Raw genomic sequence first — 16,860 nt, 5'->3', positions numbered from 1 at the left:
CAGCGTTCGATGGGGCGGGCCCCGCCGGAGGTGGTCCTCCGACGGGGCCCGCCGCCCGCGTCGCACGTGCGCGGTCCGGTCTCAGCCGCGCCTGCGGCGGGAGACCTTGATCGTCTTGGCCTTGCGCTGGTTGGCCGCCCCGTGCACGACGATCTCCAACAGTCCCTCGCCGTAGCTGGCCTCGATGTCCTCCTCACGGATGCCCTCCGGGAGGCTGATCTCCCGTCGGAACGTGCCCATGAAGCGTTCCGAGGAGTAGTAGACGACGTCCTCCTCGTCTCGCATGCGTTCACCGCTGATGGTGAGGACCCCGTGTTCGAAGGTGACCGCCGCGTCCTCCTCGAACACCCCCGGGACCTCGCAACGGATCACCAGGTCCCGGCCGCGGGCCAGGATGTCGGTGGGCGGGCTCCAAGCGTCGGCGAAGCCGCGTTCGCGTTCCCCGGCCTGGCTGGTCTCGATCGACGACATGGTGTCGGAGATGCGGTTCATCTCCGTGATCATGTCGATGACCCCGTGGAAGGGGTTGTTGAACCTCTTGGGGCTCACGTGGCCTCACCTTCCTCTGGATTGTTCTCGTCACCGCGGTGTTCGGTCCGGCCGTGGTCGCGGTGGCCCACGGGGATGTTCCCGGAGCGTCCTCGTTGTTCGGGTGGGGGCCGATCCTCGGCACGCATCCTCTTGGGTGCCCCCGGTTTGGGTTCCTGGGACAGTGCCTTGAACAGGCCCCACACCATGAAGATCAGGATCACCGCGAACGGCAGACCGGTGACGACCGATGCCGCTTGGAGCGCGTCGAGGGCGCTGGCCCCACCTAGGACCAACAGGATGAGCGTGACCGCACCCTCGCTGATGGCCCAGAAGGCGCGCTGGACCTTGAGCGGTTTGGTGCTGCCTCCGTTGGTGAGCATGTCCACCACCAGCGACCCGGAGTCGGAGGAGGTGATGAAGAAGATCGCCACCACGATGATGAGGAACAGTGACAGGATCACTGCGACGATCGGGCCCAGCGGCAACGCGTCCAGTAGGTGGTAGGCGGCGTCGGACTCGTCGCCGTCCATGAAGCCGCCGTCGCCGAACAACTCGTAGTACATGCCCGAGCCGCCGAACACCCCGAACCACAGGATGGAGACCAGTACCGGTCCGAACAGCGCGCCGAGCACGAACTCACGGATGGTGCGTCCGTAGGAGATACGGGCCAGGAAGACGCCGACGAAGGGCGCCCAGGAGATCCACCATCCCCAGTAGAAGACGCTCCAGGCGGTGGTGAAGTCGGCGGCGGTCTCGTCGGCCATCGGGCTCGGGAAGGACATGCTCCAGGGGATCAGGTTGCCCAGGTATTCGCCCGCCCCGGTGACCATGGTGCTGATGATCCACAGCTTGGGCCCCACGGCGAAGATGATCGCCAGGAGGATGAACGCCAGCCACAGGTTGAGCACCGACAGCCGGCGCATGCCCTTGTCGATCCCGGAGACGACGCTGTACAGGGCGATCCCGGTGATGACCACGATGATGATCGACTGGGTGAGCGAGTTGTTGGCGATGCCGAACACCTCGGACAGACCACTGTTGATCTGTAGGGTGCCCAGACCCAGTGAGGTCGCCAAACCGAAGATGGTCCCGAACACCGCCAGGATGTCCACCAGGTTGCCGGGCCAGCCGAAGGCCTTGTCGCCCAGCAGCGGGTACAGCGCCGATGCGGGGCGTAGCGGCAGGCCCTTGCGGAAGGCGAAGTAGCCCAGGGACAACCCCAACGCGATGTAGATCGCCCACGGGTGGAAGCTCCAGTGGAAGAAGCTGGAGGCGAGCGCGGTGCTGGCTGCGTCGGCCTGGGGCACCGCCTCACCGCCGCCCTCGGGTACGACGGGCGCCAGCGCCGAGTCACGCGGCTCGTGCATGTGGGTGACCGGTTCGGCCACACCCCAAAAGACCAGACCGATACCCATACCGGTGGTGAAGAGCATCGCGAACCAGGCGATGGTGCCGAACTCCGGCCTGGAGTCGTCCGGACCGAGCCGGATGCTCCCGAAACGGCTCAGCATCAGGAAGATCGCCGCGCCCAGGAAGAAGGTCGTGGACAGGACGTAGAACCAGCCCAGCTGTGAGCCGATCCAGTCACGTGCCGTACCCGCGGCGTCCAGGAGGGGATCGGTGAGGGCGATCCCCAGAACCACGAAGACGACGACCACGATCCCGGAGATCGCGAAGACCGGTGGGTTCGTATGTTCTCGGATGTATCTGCGCAGGGTTGAGATGGTTGCTCCTTCCCAGCCCCGTCGGTCGGGGGTCGGGGGTGCCGGTTCCTGCCTCCGGCCATGAATGGGTCCCGTGGGATGGTAGAGGCTTTCTTCCCTAGGAGTAAAGCAACCGTCACAACACGGAGAGTTCCGACAAAGCGGGTGATGTGGTAGTTGCCGGGTTCCAGACAGGAGGGGAGACAGGGGAGAGGAAGGAGCCGGCGGGGGTGGAGCGGCCGGGAGGGGTCAGCCCGAGCGGCGTGGGGAGCGCTGGGCGATGAGGCCCTCCAGGGTGTCGTTCACCCTGTTCACCCAGCCCACGATCACCTTCAGTTCGTCCACGGAGTAGTCCTCGTGCATGGCGGTCATGGTGTCGCGCATCCCCACGGCGGTGCTCGTGGCCAGCTGTTCGGCCCCCGTCACCAGGCGCACCGCCACCTTGCGCCGGTCCAGTGGATGAGGGGTGCGCTCGACCAGGCCGTGCGCCTCCATCCGGTCGATCACACCCGTCACCGAACCCGTGGACAGGCACAGGCTGTCCGCGATCTCTCCGGGGGTCATGGAACCGGCCACGCGCAGCAGCGTGTAGCACTGGAAGTCGGTGGGGTTCATGCCCGAGCGTTCCGACATCCGGTGCAGCAACCGCACCAGCTGTACCGCCAGCTGTTGGCCATCGGTCTGTAGAGACGAGTACAGGTCCGCGCGGGGATCGGCCGTTTCGGTCATGGGCGCCTCCACCTCGGTGGCCTCGGACCCCTCGGGCCCGGTGAAGCGGATTCTGGGCGCGGTGTTCATCCATCTCCCAGCGTCACGATGATCGGGCCTTCCGGTCACTGCCATCGAGTTTACGGGGGCTCGAAGTGTTGGGTGGCCCAGAGTCTATGCGATGTGTAATAGTTCGTTTTATGAGAATCACGTAAAACGAGACAAAGCGCCCAAGTGGCCTTCCCAGAGGAGAGTGTCATCGTCGACTTCAAGACGGAAGCACCACGAACGGAGTGGCGACCACCGCCGATGGACTTGGGCGGGGTCCGCGCGGCCGTCGGCGACCTCCTGCACCGACACCTGGAGCCGCGAGTCCGGGAGGTGGGCCTCCTCGATCCGGACTGCGCCCGTGATCTGGCCGACCGAATCGTCTCCTTCACCCTGGGCGGCAAACGACTCAGGTCCACACTGGCCTGGTGGGGCTGGCTCGCCGGTGGTGGTCCGTCCCATGGGCCCCGGGCACGCGCGGCGCTGTCCGCGGCCTCCGCTCTGGAGTTGCTCCAGACCTTCGCCCTGATCCACGACGACGTGATGGACTCCGCCCCCACCAGGCGGGGAGACCCCTCCCAGCACGCCGTCCACACCGCCGACCACCGATCACGGTCCTACCGGGGCGAACCGGCGCGTTACGGCGAGTCCATGGCGATCCTCACCGGAGACCTCGCCCTGGTCTGGGCCGACGACCTGCTCCACGAGTCCATCGACGACCTCCCCACAAGGAGCGAGGCCCATCGGGTGTGGCGCGACATGCGCACCGAGGTGATGGTCGGTCAGTACCTCGACCTGCGTTCCCAAGCGCGCGCGGAACGTTCGGTGGGCGTCGCCCTGCGGACCGACCGACTCAAGACCGCCTCCTACACCGTCGAGCGTCCCCTGCACCTGGGCGCCGTCATGGCGGGAGCCCCGTCCACGACCAGGTCGGCGCTGCGCGACTACGGCGCCGACGTGGGCGTGGCCTTCCAACTCCGCGACGACCTCATGGACATCTACGGTGATCCGTCCCGAACCGGGAAGGCGCCGGGGGAGGACCTCGAACAGGGCACGAACACCATGCTCCTCGCGACCGGCGTCGACCTGGCGCGGGAACACGGCGACAGTGCCGCCCTGGAGCTGCTGGAACGCGTCGGCGCCGGCCCGGTGGACACGGTAGAGGTCGCACACGTCCTCGACCGTCTGGGCGCACGCGACCTGGTACGACGACGCTGCCGTGCCCTGGCCGACCGGGGCGTGGGCCACATCGCCCACCTCGACCTCGACCCGGCCGTGCGCGAAGGCCTGACCGGCTTCGCCGACACCGCGGCGCGTACTTGAGCCCGAACCCGAACACGCTCATAGGTGGAACCCGTGAACCCTGACGCGACTCCGACCCGGCCTTCGGGCCCTGCGCGAACCGGCCGCGCCCCCGTGGTCGTCGTGGGCGCCGGCCTGTCCGGCCTTTCATGCGCCCTGCACCTGCTGGGCGCCGGTCGCGACGTGGTGATCGTCGAACGTGAGGAGTACCCGGGCGGACGCGCGGGCCGCCTCGACATGGACGGCTTCCGGGTGGACACCGGACCCACCGTCCTGACCATGCCCGAACTCCTCGACGAGGCCTTCGCCGCGGTCGGGGAGGGCCTGCGCGACCGTCTCGACCTCATGCCGCTGGCACCCGCCTACCGGGCGAACTTCGCCGACGGCACCACCATCGACGTGCACACCGACCGCCGTCGCATGACCACCGAGGTGGCCCGGGTCGCCGGAACCCGCGAAGCCGTGGGCTACCTGCGCCTGCGCGAGTGGCTCACCCGCCTCTACGAGGTGGAGATGCGCTCGTTCATCGACGCCGACTTCGATTCGCCCCTGGACCTGCTCGGCCCCGACCTGGTCCGGCTGGCCGCCCTGGGCGGTTTCGGCCGTCTGGCGCCCGCGGTCGGCAGGCACATCAAGGACGAGCGCCTGCGCCGCGTCTTCTCGTTCCAGTCCCTCTACGCGGGGGTGGCACCCGAACGCGCCCTGGCCGCCTACGCCGTCATCGCCTACATGGACACCATCGCGGGCGTCCACTTCCCGCGAGGTGGGATGCGTGCGATCGGTGAGGCCATGGCGGGGGCGGCGGCCAAGGCCGGGGCGCGTCTGCGCTACGGGGAGTCCGTGACACGCCTGGAACGATCGAGGGATCGGGTCACCGCGGTGGTGACCGACCAGGGCGAACGCGTGGCCTGCGACCAGGTCGTGCTGACCGTGGACCTGCCCACCGCCCACCGTCTCCTGGGACGCCGGCCCCAACGCCTGGTCCCGCACCGCTTCTCGCCCTCGGCGGTCGTGCTCCATCTGGGCACCGACCGCACGTGGGAGCACCTGTCCCACCACACCATCTCGTTCGGCCACCAGTGGGAACGCACCTTCACCGAGATCATCGACCGAGGCCGCACGATGAGCGATCCCTCGCTGCTGGTCACCCAACCCACGCTCACCGACCCCTCCCTGGCCCCGGACGGCCACCACCTGCTCTACGTCCTGGCGCCCGCACCCAACCTCGACGCGGGCGACATCGATTGGGACCGGGAGGGTCCGCGTTACCGGGACGAACTCATCGGAACCCTCGAAGAACGCGGGCTGACCGGTCTCGACGCCTCGATCCGAGCCGAGCGGATGGTCACCCCCGCCGACTGGGCCCGCCAGGGCATGGCTCGCGGCACCCCGTTCTCCCTGGCGCACACCTTCGCCCAGACCGGCCCGTTCCGGCCCCGCAACGTCCTGGCCGGCACCACCAACGCCGTCCTCGCCGGTTGCGGCACCACCCCGGGCGTGGGGCTGCCCACGGTGCTGATCTCGGGAAAACTGGCGGCCGCGCGAGTGCTGGCCGCGTCGACACGACGGGGGCGACGATGAACAGGGCCATCGCCGAACTGAACGCGGCCGGGATCACCTCGCGACGTCTGCGCGACGGCTACCTGCGCTGCCGCGACCTGCACGCCCACCATGGCCGCACCTACTACACGGCCACCCGGGTGCTGCCACCCGAACGCCGCCCCGGCATCCACGCGCTCTACGGGTTCGCCCGCTGGGTGGACGACATCGTCGACGAACCCGAGCCCGGGACCACCGTCGAGGACCGACGTTCACGTCTGGACCGCGTCGACGCCGACCTGGCCCTGGGCCTGGCGGGATCCGAACCGGACGAACCGGTGCTGCGCGCCCTGGCGCACACCGTGGACCGCTACGAACTGCCCGCCGAGCACTTCACCGCCTTCATGTCCTCCATGCGCATGGACCTGGAGACGACCGAATACCGCGACCTCGACCACCTGCGCGAGTACATGTACGGCTCGGCCGCGGTGATCGGACTCCAGGTCCTGCCGGTGCTGGGCACGGTCACGCCCCGGAGCGAGGCCGCACCGCACGCCGCCGCCCTGGGCGAGGCCTTCCAACTCACCAACTTCCTGCGTGACGTGGCCGAGGACCTCGGGCGCGGACGGGTGTACCTGCCCACCGACGTCCTCGCCGCGCACCGGGTCGATCGCGCCCTTCTCGAGCACTGCGCCCGGGCGCGAACCCCGGACCCGCGGGTGTGCCGGGCCATCGCCGAACTGGTGGAGGTCAACCAGGACCTCTATCGCCTGGCCGAACCCGGGGTGGCGATGCTCGAACCCGTCGCCCGTCCGTGTGTCGCCACCGCCTTCCGGCTCTATCGCGCCATCCTGGACGAGATCGGTGCGGCGGACTTCGACGTGTGGAGTGTCCGCCACCGGGTGTCCGACACGCGCAAGATGGCGTCGGCCCTGCCCGCCCTGGCCCGCTCACTGTGGGCGAGGGCCGTCCCCTGAGGAGATCGCAGATGACGCTGCCCGACCCCGAACCTCGGCGGATCCCACTGCGCCGTATGCCCAAGGGCACCTGGTCCCGTCAGGAACCGACCTGGCGGGAGGCGTCCCCGGGGGTGATCGGGTCCGCGCTCAAACGCGCCCTGGCCCGCCCGTCCGGCAACTGGTACGTACTGGCCGCCTCCGAGGAGGTGCGCCGTGACCGCCCCTTCGGTCGGATGGTGGCCGGCACCGAACTGGTGGCCTGGCGTACCGCGGACGGGTCCGTGCACGCCGGTCCGGGAGCCTGCCCGCACCTGGGCGCGCCCCTGTGCCGGGGCGCGGTGGACCGGGGGCGTCTGGTGTGCCGCTGGCATGGCCTGTCCCTGGGCTCCGAGGGCTTCCCCGGCTGGAGCCCCCACCCCGCCCACGACGACGGAGTGCTGGTGTGGGTACGACTGGACCAGGTGGGCGGTGAGGAACCGCTGAAGGCACCCGTGGTGCCCGAACGTCCCGATCCCGCTCGCGGCATCGCCGCGGTGGAGAGCATGGCGGGCCGGTGCGAACCCGAGGACGTGGTCGCCAACCGGCTCGACCCCTGGCACGGCTCCTGGTTCCACCCCTACTCCTTCGTGGGGTTGCGGGTCACCGAGACATCGAGCGGTCCCGACCCCGACCCCGACCGGATGGTGGTGGACGTGGGCTTCAAGGTGGCCGGTCGGTGGGGTGTGCCCGTGCGCGCGGAGTTCGTCTGCCCGGAACCGCGCACGGTGGTCATGCGCATCATCGAGGGCGAGGGGGAGGGCAGTGTGGTGGAGACCCACGCCACGCCGCTGGGCGTGGACGAACGAGGGGTACCGCGCACCGCCGTCATCGAGGCGACGGTCGCGTCCTCCGACCGCACCGGATTCGCGTTCGCGCGCAGGCTCGCCGGTGCGGTCCGGCCGGTGATGCGCATGGCCGCCCGCCGCCTGTGGCGCGACGACCTCGCCTACGCCGAACGCCGCTACCTGCTGCGCGCCTCCGGGCGGTGGCCCGGCTGACGTAGGGACCGGGCCAGGGCACGCAGCGGCGCGAACCGGCCCCGCCGGGGCACACTCCACACGGTGTGTCCCCGCAGCCCCCACCGGGCGAGCAAGGCGTTGGCGGCCAGTACGCCACTGGTGGCCGCGCGTTCCATCAACGCCACCGGAAGATCCACCCGTACGTGGTCCCCGGCCACCACCAGCCACGGATCGGGGGTGGTCACCGCGCAGCGTTGGCCGTGGCCGCCCGGTGGGAAGAGGGGACAATCCTGACGCAGTTCGTGTCGGGCGTCCACCACCCCCGCCTCGCGAAGCTCGGGATAGACCGCCAGGGCCTGTTTCCACAGCGACACCCGCTCGGCCGTCGGATCACATCCCTGCGGCAGCGCGTAGGCGTGCAGTTCCACGACCGAACCACCGGTGCGCCGTGCCCACTCGGCCGCCTGGTCCTCGTAGCGCTCCAACACGCTGACGTTGTCCAGGGTGGGGTGACCGGCGGTGCCCAGGAACGCCTGTCGATGCGCGCGCACCGGCCGGTCCAACCAGTAGCGGGAGACCAGGAACGGCGGTGCCGAGGGCAGCGCCGCCACTCGCCTGCGCCAGCTCCCGTCGCCGAGCTCCGGTGATCGGGCCACCACCTCGCGCAGGCCGCCCGGGTCGGTGGCCAGCACCACCCCGTCGAAGCGCTCGCTCCGCCCACCGGCCTGGTCGGTCCAGGTCACCGTGGCCCCGGCCGGGGCCACGGGGGCGACCCCCTCCACCCGAGCCCCGTAGCGGAAGACCACCCCGTCCGCGCACAGACGTTCGGCGAGAGGGTTCCACAACGCCTGCGGGAAGGGGGCGCGCGGCACGTCGAACACCAGCCCCTCGGAGGAACCGAGGAAGTAGATGTGGAACATCACCGCCATCTCCGCCGCCGACAGGTGTTCGGGCGGGGCGAAGAAGCTGCGGCTGAAGACCTCGAAGGCCAGGTGGCGGGCGGTACGGGGGAAGCGGGTCACCTCCAACAGGTCACGGGCGCTCAAGTGGTCCAGGCGTTCGTACACACCCGGTACGTCCACGTCCAGTAGTTGCAGGGCGGCGGGCACGTTCACCCCGGCCAACTCCCGGACCGGGAAGCTGCGGCTGGTCGCGGCCAGCACGGCCGCGTTCCAGGGCGGTGTGCTCGGAAGCCCGGAGAAACGGTCGGCCGCACCCGAGGCGTGCACCAACGGGTAGTCCGTCAACGGCACCAGGGCGGAGAGTTCGGGGTCGCCGTGACGTAGCAGTGCGCGCAGGTTGTAGTACTGCCGGAAGAAGGCGTGGAAGCCGCGGCTCATCGTCGCCGTGGAGCCGTCGGCCAGGGTGGTGTCCCAGCCGCGAAGCCGCCCGCCCAGACTTTCCTCGCGTTCGAGGACCGTCACCTCGATCCCGCGTTCGACCAGGGCACGGGCGGTGGCGAGTCCGGCGATGCCACCGCCCACCACCGCCACACGGGGAGTGTGCTCCGGGCGTGGACCCACGGGTTCGGGCGCCGGGAGCGCCTCGGCCGCGGAGTCGTGGACGTCGCCGCTCACCAGACGCCTCCCGGGCGGGAACCGACGAAGGTGTGCGTGATCCCGTATTGCCATCCCGGCAACGGCGCACTGGCCACCGACTCCAGTCCGGTGGCCCGCATGCGCGCGAGCAACTCCCGCCTGCCGTCGAACTCCAGCACACTGCGCCACAGGTAACGGAACAGGTCGGACCGCCCGGCCAGCGCCCTACCGGAGGGGATGATGATCCCCCAGCACACCGCCGTCCACACCGCCCGCGCGGACGGTGAATCGGCCACCGAGTACTCGTGCAGGGCCAACCGCCCTCCCGGGCGCAGTACCTGGAAGACCGACCGGAGGAGCGTCTCGGGGTCGGGCACGTTTCTGATCAGGTAGGCGCCGAACACCGCGTCCGCCGGCCCGCCCACCCACTCGTGCACCCGGGCGGGGGACAGTTCCTCGGCCCGGGCCCGGTGGAAGACGACGTCGCCGTCCCAGGTCTTGGCCCGTGCGGCGTCGAGCATGCCCTGGGAGGCGTCCACCCCCACGATCCGGGCCTTGGGCGCGGCGTCGAGCAACGCCGCCGTGGAGGCGCCGGTTCCGCAGCCCAGATCCAGCAGACGCATTCCCTCGCCCTGGTCCGGTAGCCGCAGCCGCCGCACCGACGCGCGCAGATCCCGGTGGTAACCCGGGTTGGCGCCGACCAGCCGGTCATAGGCGCCCGCCGCGTGATCGAACTCGTCGGTGACCGCTCCGGTCTTCATCCGGCCCGTCGTGGTGGTCATGGTGCTCCCACGTGTGATCGTCGATGTTCTCGCGTTCTCCCGAGGGCCCCGGCAAGCTGGGACCATGACCGACTACGACGTGGTGATCATCGGCGGGGGAGCCGCGGGGCTCACCCTCTCCCACCGCATGGGCATGGTCAACGAACGACGCGGGCGCCCCCTGCGCACGGCTCTGCTGGAGCCTCCCGTGGGAGAGCACACACCGCCCCCGCGCACCTGGTGCTTCTGGGAACCGGCCGGAGGGCCTTGGGACGACCTGTTGACGGCGCGGTGGCGCGACCTGACCGTGGTGGGGGCCGGTGGTACCGAGTACCGTTCCCCGGCCGATCCCTACGTGTACAAGATGCTGCGCTCGGCCGACATGGCGGCCCACGTCCGTGACCACGCCGACGAGCACCTCCGGACGCGGGCGCTGTACGTGACGGGGCTGGTCGACGGGCCCGAGCACGCCACGGTCCACGCCACCGAACCCGACGGCACCGAGGTGGCCCTGACGGCCCGTTGGGTCTTCGACTCCCGTCCCCCGGCCCTGCCCCCGGGTGGACGCACCACCCTGCTCCAGCACTTTCGGGGCTGGTTCGTGCACCTGCCACGCGAGAGCCTCGATCCGGGGTCGGCCATCCTCATGGACCTGCGCCCGGAGCAACCCCGTACCGGCGTCGCCTTCGGTTACGTGTTGCCGCTGTCCTCGCGCGAGGCGCTGGTGGAGTACACCGAGTTCGGCCGCACCGCCCTGACCACAGCGGAGTACGAGAGGGCCCTCACCGACTACTGCGCCCGGGCAGGACTGGGGGAGTTCGAGGTCACCGCCACGGAACAGGGTGTCATCCCGATGACCGACGCCCCCTTCCCGACCCGGACCGGACGGCGTCTGTTCCGCATCGGCACCGCGGGTGGCGCGACCCGTCCCTCCACCGGCTACACGTTCAGCGGAGTGGCCCGACAGACCGCGGCGGTGGCCCGGGCCCTGGCCGCCGACCGGACGCCGGTGCCCCCGGTCCCGCATCGTTCCCGCCACCTGACCATGGACGCCATCATGCTCGCGGCGTTGGACGGCGGACGGGTGGCGGGCGCCGACTTCTTCGAGCGCCTCTTCGCCGGCAACCGACTCGGCGACGTGCTGGCCTTCCTGGACGGAGCCTCCCGCCTGCCGACGGAGCTCCGTATGGGGCTGACCACCCCGGTGGCGGCCATGTCCCGGACCACCCTCGACCACCTGTGGCACACCCTGCGCACTCGTGTCGGCGGGGCCGGGTGGGTCACCGGAGGGGCCAACGGGTGATCGCGCCGCTGTGACCTGCGATTACTCGTGAGGGGCGAGTGTGCTTCCGTCCGGTTGGGAGGGATGCGTTCGGGGAATCCTGGGGTCACGCGACGGCGGAAACGGGACGGACCACCCGGGCCTTCCGGGGTCGTACCTCCCGAGTCCGGGGCCGGCCCGCTCCGGCCGAATCGAAAGGGGCGGCGACATGCGACTGCACACCGAACGACGGGCGGATCGGCGGCTCGATCTCGTCTACCGGATCGGTGCCGGGCTCACCGGTCTGGTCCTGATCGGGTTCGGTATCGCGGGGCTGATGATCAGACTTCCGCTGTTCGATACCCAGGGCGAGGTGATCGCCGGACTGTCCACCAACGGGGCGCTGAGCTTCATCTCGATCGCCATCGGCTCGTTGCTGGTGGGCGCGATGGTGTTGGGCGGAACCTTCGCCTCCACCGTGTGCGTCGTGGTCGGTGTCGCGTTCGTCGCGAGCGGCCTCGTCAACCTCTTCCTGATGAGCACCGACTTCAACATCCTGGCCTTCTCGATGCCCAACGTCATCTTCAGCTTCGTGGTGGGTCTGCTGGTGATGACCTTCGGCATGTACGGCCGGTTCAGTGGCGGCCTGGACGAGGACAACCCCTTCCATCGGCATCGGGAGGCCCGTCACGGGGACCGGGAGGCCCGGCGTCGGGACCGGGAGACACACGACCAGAGACGGGTGCCGGCTCCGCGAGCCGAGGACGAGGGCGCGTCGGCCCGAGATGAGGACGGTGCGCCGCGTGCCAGGGAGGGCGACGACCTCGTTTACCGGGCCGGACACGAGGCCGGACGCCAGGGCGGGCCCGACGGCGCGAGCGCGCTGAAGTCACCCGGTCGCCACCGCCGTAGCCGGCCCGACGAATGAGCACCGTGGTCGAGAGGCGGCGTCTGGCACTGGTCACCGGCGCCAGCGGGTACATCGGTGGCCGACTGGTCCCCGAACTGCTGGAGGCCGGATACCGGGTGCGCTGCCTGGCTCGAAGCCCGGAGAAACTCCGTGACCACCCCTGGCGGGAACGGGTCGAGGTGGCGCGCGGCGACGTGGTCTCGGGGGAGGGGCTCGACGAGGCCCTGAACGGAGTCGACGTCGCCTACTACCTGGTGCACTCCATGGGCAAGGGAGGCGACTTCGAGAGCGTCGACGCGCAGGGGGCCCGCGTCTTCGCCCGTGCGGCGGGAGAGGCGGGTGTCGGCCGGGTGGTCTACCTGGGCGGACTCGCCCCACGAGGACAGGAGTTGTCCGCGCACATGGCCTCGCGCAAGGAGGTCGCCGACCTCCTTCGGGCCGGGCCGGTGCCCACCGTGGTGTTGCGCGCCGCGGTGATCCTCGGTTCGGGGTCGGCCTCCTTCGAGATGCTGCGGCACCTCACCGAGCGGTTGCCTGTCATGACCACGCCTCGGTGGGTGCGCAGCCGGGTGCAGCCGATCGCCGTCCGCGACGTGCTGCGACTGTTGGTTCTGGCCGACACGCTGCCGGCCGGCACCGATCGGGCCTTCGACATCGGTGGACCCGAGGTGCTCGACTACGTGGAGATGATCGAGCGTTTCGCCGCCGAGGCGGGTCTGGCCCGTCGGCTGATCCTTCCGGTGCCGGTCCTGTCGCCCGGGCTTTCGAGTCTGTGGGTGGGTCTGGTCACGCCGGTTCCACCCGCTGTGGCGCGTCCCCTGGTGGAGTCGCTACGCCATGACGCGGTGGTCGAACGGGACGAACTGTCCGACCTGGTGGACGACCACGAACGGATCGGGTTCGATCGGGCGGTGGCGTTGGCCTTGCGCAGGATCGACGAGGACAGGGTGGACACCCGCTGGTCGTCGGCGGCCTGGCCCAGCGCCCCCTCGGACCCGCTGCCCACCGATCCCGACTGGTCCGGGGGCAGCCTGTACATCGATCGCCGAGCCCGGGTCGTGGACGCTTCGGCCCAGGACGTGTGGCGGGTGATCGAGGGGATCGGTGGGGACCGGGGTTGGTACTCGTGGCCGTTCGCCTGGGCGGCCCGAGGATGGATCGACCTGGCCGTGGGAGGGGTGGGGCCGCGTCGCGGTCGCCGGGATCCTCGACGTCTGCGGGTGGGGGACTCACTGGACTTCTGGCGCGTGGAGGAGATCGTCCCCGGCGCGTTGCTGCGGTTGCGTGCGGAGATGCGGTTGCCCGGTCCGGCCTGGTTGGAACTGGGTGTGGCCCGGGTGCGGGGGAGAACGGTGTATCACCAACGGGCCGTCTTCCATCCCCGTGGGCTGACGGGACACCTGTACTGGCGGGCGGTGCAGCCTTTCCACGGGGTGGTGTTCGGATCGATGGCCGCCAACATCGCGGCCCGGGCCGAACACGACTCCGCGAAGTAGGCGAGGAGCCCACGGTGAAGAGCATTGGTCAGGGTGCGGTAGCGTAATGCCAGAATTTGCTAGTAATCCAAGAAGCTCTGTTTTCTAGTCAAGCTTCTCGATCGTGGAAGGACATCCGACCGTGAGTACACGACCGGAACAGTCGCCTCGGCGGTCACGTCGGTGGGTGGGGGCGGCCCTTCTGGTCGCCCTGGTGTGGATTCTCGGAGCGGGTCCGCTCGGAGCCTTCCTCGGCAAACTCGGCGAGGTCCAGACCAACGACCCCGCCGCCTTCCTTCCGGCCGGTGCCGAATCCACCGAGGCCGACCGGCTCGCCGAGGACTTCGACCGCTCCGAGACCGTCCCGGCCATCGTCGTCATCTCCGGTGATGACGACCTCGACGACGCCGAACTCGCCGACGCCACGGCCCTGGCCGAACGGATCGGTGAGGAGCCCTGGGTCTCCGGCGAGGTCATCGGACCCGTCCCCGGCACGGAGGACGCCTCCGTCGCCCAACTCGTCGTCCTCGTCGACAACACCTACGACACCCGCGACACGGTGGACGAGCTGCGCGCGCTGATCGCCGACGAGCCCGTCGACGGACTCACCGTCCAGGTCACCGGGCCGGCCGGATACGCCGCCGACCTCGTCGCGGCCTTCGGCGGTATCGACTCCACCCTGCTGCTGGTCGCGGTCGCCGCCGTATTGGTCATCCTCATCGCGGTCTACCGCTCACCGCTGTTGCCGATCCTGGTCATCGTCGCCTCCCTGCTCGCCCTCGGACTGTCCGGCGCGCTGGTCTACCTGGCCGCCGACATCGGACTGGTCACCCTCAACGGCCAGAGCCAGGGCATCCTGTTCATCCTGGTGGTGGGCGCCTGTACCGACTACGCGCTGTTGCTCGTGGCCCGCTACCGGGAGGAGCTCGCCACCACCGATCGGGTTCCCACGGCCGTGCTCGCCGCCATCCGCGGCGTCACCGGCCCCGTCCTGGCCTCCGGTGGCACCGTCATCCTCGGCCTGCTCTGCCTGCTGGCCGCCGACCTCAACTCCACCAGCAGTCTCGGACCCGTCGTCGCCATCGGCATCGTCGCCGCGATGCTCTCCGCGATGACCTTCCTGCCCGCCGCCCTGGCACTGTGCGGACGCGCCGCCTTCTGGCCCACCGCCCCGCACCGGGTGAACCAGGAGGGGCAGAGCATCGACCGGGTCCTGGAACAGCACCCGTTCTGGGGACGGCTCGCCCGAGGCGTGGCGGGACGCCCGCGTACCTTCTGGCTCGCGACCACCGGCCTGCTGCTCGCCGCCGCGGTGTTCGCGCCCCAGTTCACCGCCGAGGGGACCGGCCAGGCCGACGTGTTCCGCACCGAGGTCGAGGCGGTCGAAGGGCAGCACGCCCTCGACCGCGGCTTCGGCCCCGACTTCAGCGCCGCGCCCACCACGGTGATCGCCGACGCCGATCACCTGGAGGAGGTCGTGGCCGCCGCCGAGGACACCCCGGGTGTGGAAAGCGCCACGGCGGTGACCGAACCGGGTCCGCCCGGGGTGGACGCCCCCGTCCTGGTGGAGAACGGGCGGGTGCTGATCGAGGTCGAACTGGCGGTGGCCTCCGAGACCACCGCCGCCCTCGACGAGGTCGGGGAGCTGCGGGAGAACGTGCGCGAGGTAGCGGGCGCCGAGGCCGTGGTCGGCGGGGTGGACGCCACCGCCCTCGACACCCGCGAGACCGCCCAGCGCGACTTCGTGGTCGTGGTCCCCTTGGTGTTGGTCGTGGTGTTCCTGGTACTGATCCCGCTGCTGCGCTCCCTGGTGGCGCCGCTGCTGCTGATGGCGGTCAACGTGCTCTCGTTCGCCACCGCGCTCGGTGTGGGCACCCTGGTGTTCGACCACGTCCTGAAGCTGCCCGGGGCCGACCCTGTGGTGCCGCTGTTCGCGTTCGTGTTCTTGGTCGCGCTCGGTATCGACTACAGCATCTTCCTGATGTCGCGGGCCCGGGAGGAGACGCTCCGCCACGGACACCGGGAGGGCGTCCTGCGGGCCCTCACCGTCACCGGCGGGGTGATCACCTCCGCCGGCGTGGTGCTGGCGGCGACCTTCGCGGCGCTCGCGGTCATCCCGTTGCTGTTCCTGTTGCAGCTGGCGTTCCTGGTCGCCTTCGGCGTGCTGGTCGACGCCCTGCTCGTGCGCTCCGTGCTCATCCCGGCGCTCTCCCTGGACGTGGGACCGCGCCTGTGGTGGCCCGGCCGCGCCGGACGCGGACCCGCCACCGAGGACGCCGAGTCCGGCGAGAACGTCGGTTAGAGGGGGTCACCCGCCAGTTCTCGGTAGGCGTGGGCGAGTCTGCCCAGCAGCCGAGGGCGGGGCAGGTGCACACCGTCCAACGCCGCCACGGGACGCACCCCCGTGGTGGCGTTGGTGATGAACGCCCCCGCCACCCGAGTGGCCGCGACCGCCGCCAGTGGTCGGGTGGAGACCGGGATGCCCAGGGTCTGGGCGGCCCGACTCACCAACTCCATGGTCACCCCGGGCAGACAGGGGGCCTGTGGCCACACCAACCCGGACCCGTCCAGGAACCCGATGTTCCAGGTCGGCCCCTCCGAGATCCGACCGTCGATCCCGACGAAGAGCGCGTCGTCGAACCCGTCCACCTGCGCGGCGCGACGCTGCCGGATCGACCCGAACAGCGAGGTGCTCTTCACCGTCGGGCTGTCCCGGGAGAAGGACCGGATGCCCAGGCGCACCGGTTCGGGTTCGGAGGTCGGCGCGGGCCGGGTGGTGACGAGGACCTGGGGCAGTGAACGATCCGCCGGCCGGGCCAGGTCCAGGGCCGGATCGAACACGGTGACCCGCACGATCGAGGGAGAGGGGCGGGCACGCGCCGCGCGCCGGGCGAGCTCGCGCACGCGCGCGATGTCGAGGTCGGTACCGAAGAGGGTCTCGCAGTCGCGGCTCAACCGTTCGGCGTGCAGCCGCAGACCGCGTACGCGCAGATCCGTGACCAGCATGGTCGTGAAGTGTCCGTAACCCTGGAGGGCCAGACCGGAGAGTTCCCCCGTGCTGACGGGACGTCCGTTCAGTTCCATCACGCGGCCCATTCTGACACTTCGGAACCCGCTGGGAGGGGAG

The 16,860-nt window shown here is 70.3% G+C and carries 14 protein-coding genes; 8 read left to right on the top strand and 6 right to left on the bottom strand.

What is annotated here, in order from left to right; genetic code table 11:
- Window positions 1-81: 81 nt before the first annotated feature.
- The 3 genes from ACWGKS_RS19200 to ACWGKS_RS19190 all read right to left on the bottom strand — a co-directional run bounded on the left by ACWGKS_RS19200 (window position 82) and on the right by ACWGKS_RS19190 (window position 3,032).
- Window positions 82-549, bottom strand: a complete 468-nt coding sequence (locus ACWGKS_RS19200; protein ID WP_358510190.1) for an Hsp20/alpha crystallin family protein — start codon at window positions 547-549, stop codon at window positions 82-84.
- Window positions 546-2,201 carry a BCCT family transporter gene (locus ACWGKS_RS19195; RefSeq protein WP_452523444.1) on the bottom strand — a complete coding sequence of 552 codons (1,656 nt, stop codon included), beginning with the start codon at window positions 2,199-2,201 and terminating at the stop codon, window positions 546-548. The genes ACWGKS_RS19200 and ACWGKS_RS19195 overlap by 4 nt, the downstream gene beginning before the upstream one ends.
- 282 nt (window positions 2,202-2,483) lie before the next feature.
- The gene (locus tag ACWGKS_RS19190) at window positions 2,484-3,032 is read right to left on the bottom strand and encodes a MarR family winged helix-turn-helix transcriptional regulator (protein WP_452455319.1); all 549 of its coding nucleotides are present in this window, start codon (window positions 3,030-3,032) and stop codon (window positions 2,484-2,486) included.
- A 219-nt stretch (window positions 3,033-3,251) separates the two neighbouring features.
- On the opposite strand from ACWGKS_RS19190, the gene ACWGKS_RS19185 reads away from it, so the two are divergent.
- From ACWGKS_RS19185 to ACWGKS_RS19170, 4 genes are all read left to right on the top strand, one after another.
- Complete coding sequence (locus ACWGKS_RS19185) at window positions 3,252-4,313, top strand: polyprenyl synthetase family protein (RefSeq protein WP_358510280.1); 1,062 nt, start codon at window positions 3,252-3,254, stop codon at window positions 4,311-4,313.
- Window positions 4,314-4,406: 93 nt separating this feature from the next.
- On the top strand, window positions 4,407-5,873 hold the full coding sequence (gene crtI, locus ACWGKS_RS19180; protein WP_358510283.1) for a phytoene desaturase family protein: 1,467 nt from the start codon (window positions 4,407-4,409) through the stop codon (window positions 5,871-5,873).
- A complete protein-coding gene (locus tag ACWGKS_RS19175) occupies window positions 5,870-6,808 on the top strand; it encodes a phytoene/squalene synthase family protein (RefSeq protein ID WP_358510193.1) in 939 nt (312 codons plus the stop codon). The genes crtI and ACWGKS_RS19175 overlap by 4 nt, the downstream gene beginning before the upstream one ends.
- A gap of 11 nt (window positions 6,809-6,819) precedes the next feature.
- Window positions 6,820-7,827, top strand: a complete 1,008-nt coding sequence (locus ACWGKS_RS19170; protein ID WP_358510196.1) for a DUF5914 domain-containing protein — start codon at window positions 6,820-6,822, stop codon at window positions 7,825-7,827.
- Here ACWGKS_RS19170 and ACWGKS_RS19165 read toward each other — a convergent pair.
- Window positions 7,791-9,365, bottom strand: a complete 1,575-nt coding sequence (locus tag ACWGKS_RS19165; protein ID WP_452523397.1) for an FAD-dependent oxidoreductase — start codon at window positions 9,363-9,365, stop codon at window positions 7,791-7,793. The genes ACWGKS_RS19170 and ACWGKS_RS19165 overlap by 37 nt on opposite strands.
- Window positions 9,362-10,108, bottom strand: coding sequence for a class I SAM-dependent methyltransferase (locus tag ACWGKS_RS19160; RefSeq protein ID WP_358510199.1), 747 nt, complete (start codon window positions 10,106-10,108; stop codon window positions 9,362-9,364). The genes ACWGKS_RS19165 and ACWGKS_RS19160 overlap by 4 nt, the downstream gene beginning before the upstream one ends.
- A 64-nt stretch (window positions 10,109-10,172) precedes the next feature.
- On the opposite strand from ACWGKS_RS19160, the gene ACWGKS_RS19155 reads away from it, so the two are divergent.
- The 4 genes from ACWGKS_RS19155 (at window position 10,173) to ACWGKS_RS19140 (ending at window position 16,035) form a co-directional block, all read left to right on the top strand.
- A complete protein-coding gene (locus tag ACWGKS_RS19155) occupies window positions 10,173-11,390 on the top strand; it encodes a lycopene cyclase family protein (protein ID WP_358510202.1) in 1,218 nt (405 codons plus the stop codon).
- Between the two features lie 187 nt (window positions 11,391-11,577).
- A complete protein-coding gene (locus tag ACWGKS_RS19150) occupies window positions 11,578-12,276 on the top strand; it encodes a DUF4383 domain-containing protein (protein ID WP_358510205.1) in 699 nt (232 codons plus the stop codon).
- Window positions 12,277-12,281: 5 nt separating this feature from the next.
- The gene (locus ACWGKS_RS19145; protein WP_452455325.1) at window positions 12,282-13,754 is read left to right on the top strand and encodes an SDR family oxidoreductase; all 1,473 of its coding nucleotides are present in this window, start codon (window positions 12,282-12,284) and stop codon (window positions 13,752-13,754) included.
- 121 nt (window positions 13,755-13,875) lie between these two features.
- On the top strand, window positions 13,876-16,035 hold the full coding sequence (locus ACWGKS_RS19140; protein ID WP_452523394.1) for an MMPL family transporter: 2,160 nt from the start codon (window positions 13,876-13,878) through the stop codon (window positions 16,033-16,035).
- On the opposite strand, the gene ACWGKS_RS19135 is transcribed toward ACWGKS_RS19140, so the two are convergent.
- Window positions 16,032-16,817, bottom strand: coding sequence for an aminotransferase class IV (locus ACWGKS_RS19135; protein ID WP_452523442.1), 786 nt, complete (start codon window positions 16,815-16,817; stop codon window positions 16,032-16,034). The genes ACWGKS_RS19140 and ACWGKS_RS19135 overlap by 4 nt on opposite strands.
- Window positions 16,818-16,860 lie beyond the last annotated feature (43 nt).

The sequence above is a fragment of the Nocardiopsis sp. NPDC055879 genome (assembly GCF_053615935.1).
The sequence above is the reverse complement of the archived record's forward strand: the minus strand, read 5'-3'. Positions and strand labels throughout refer to the sequence as shown.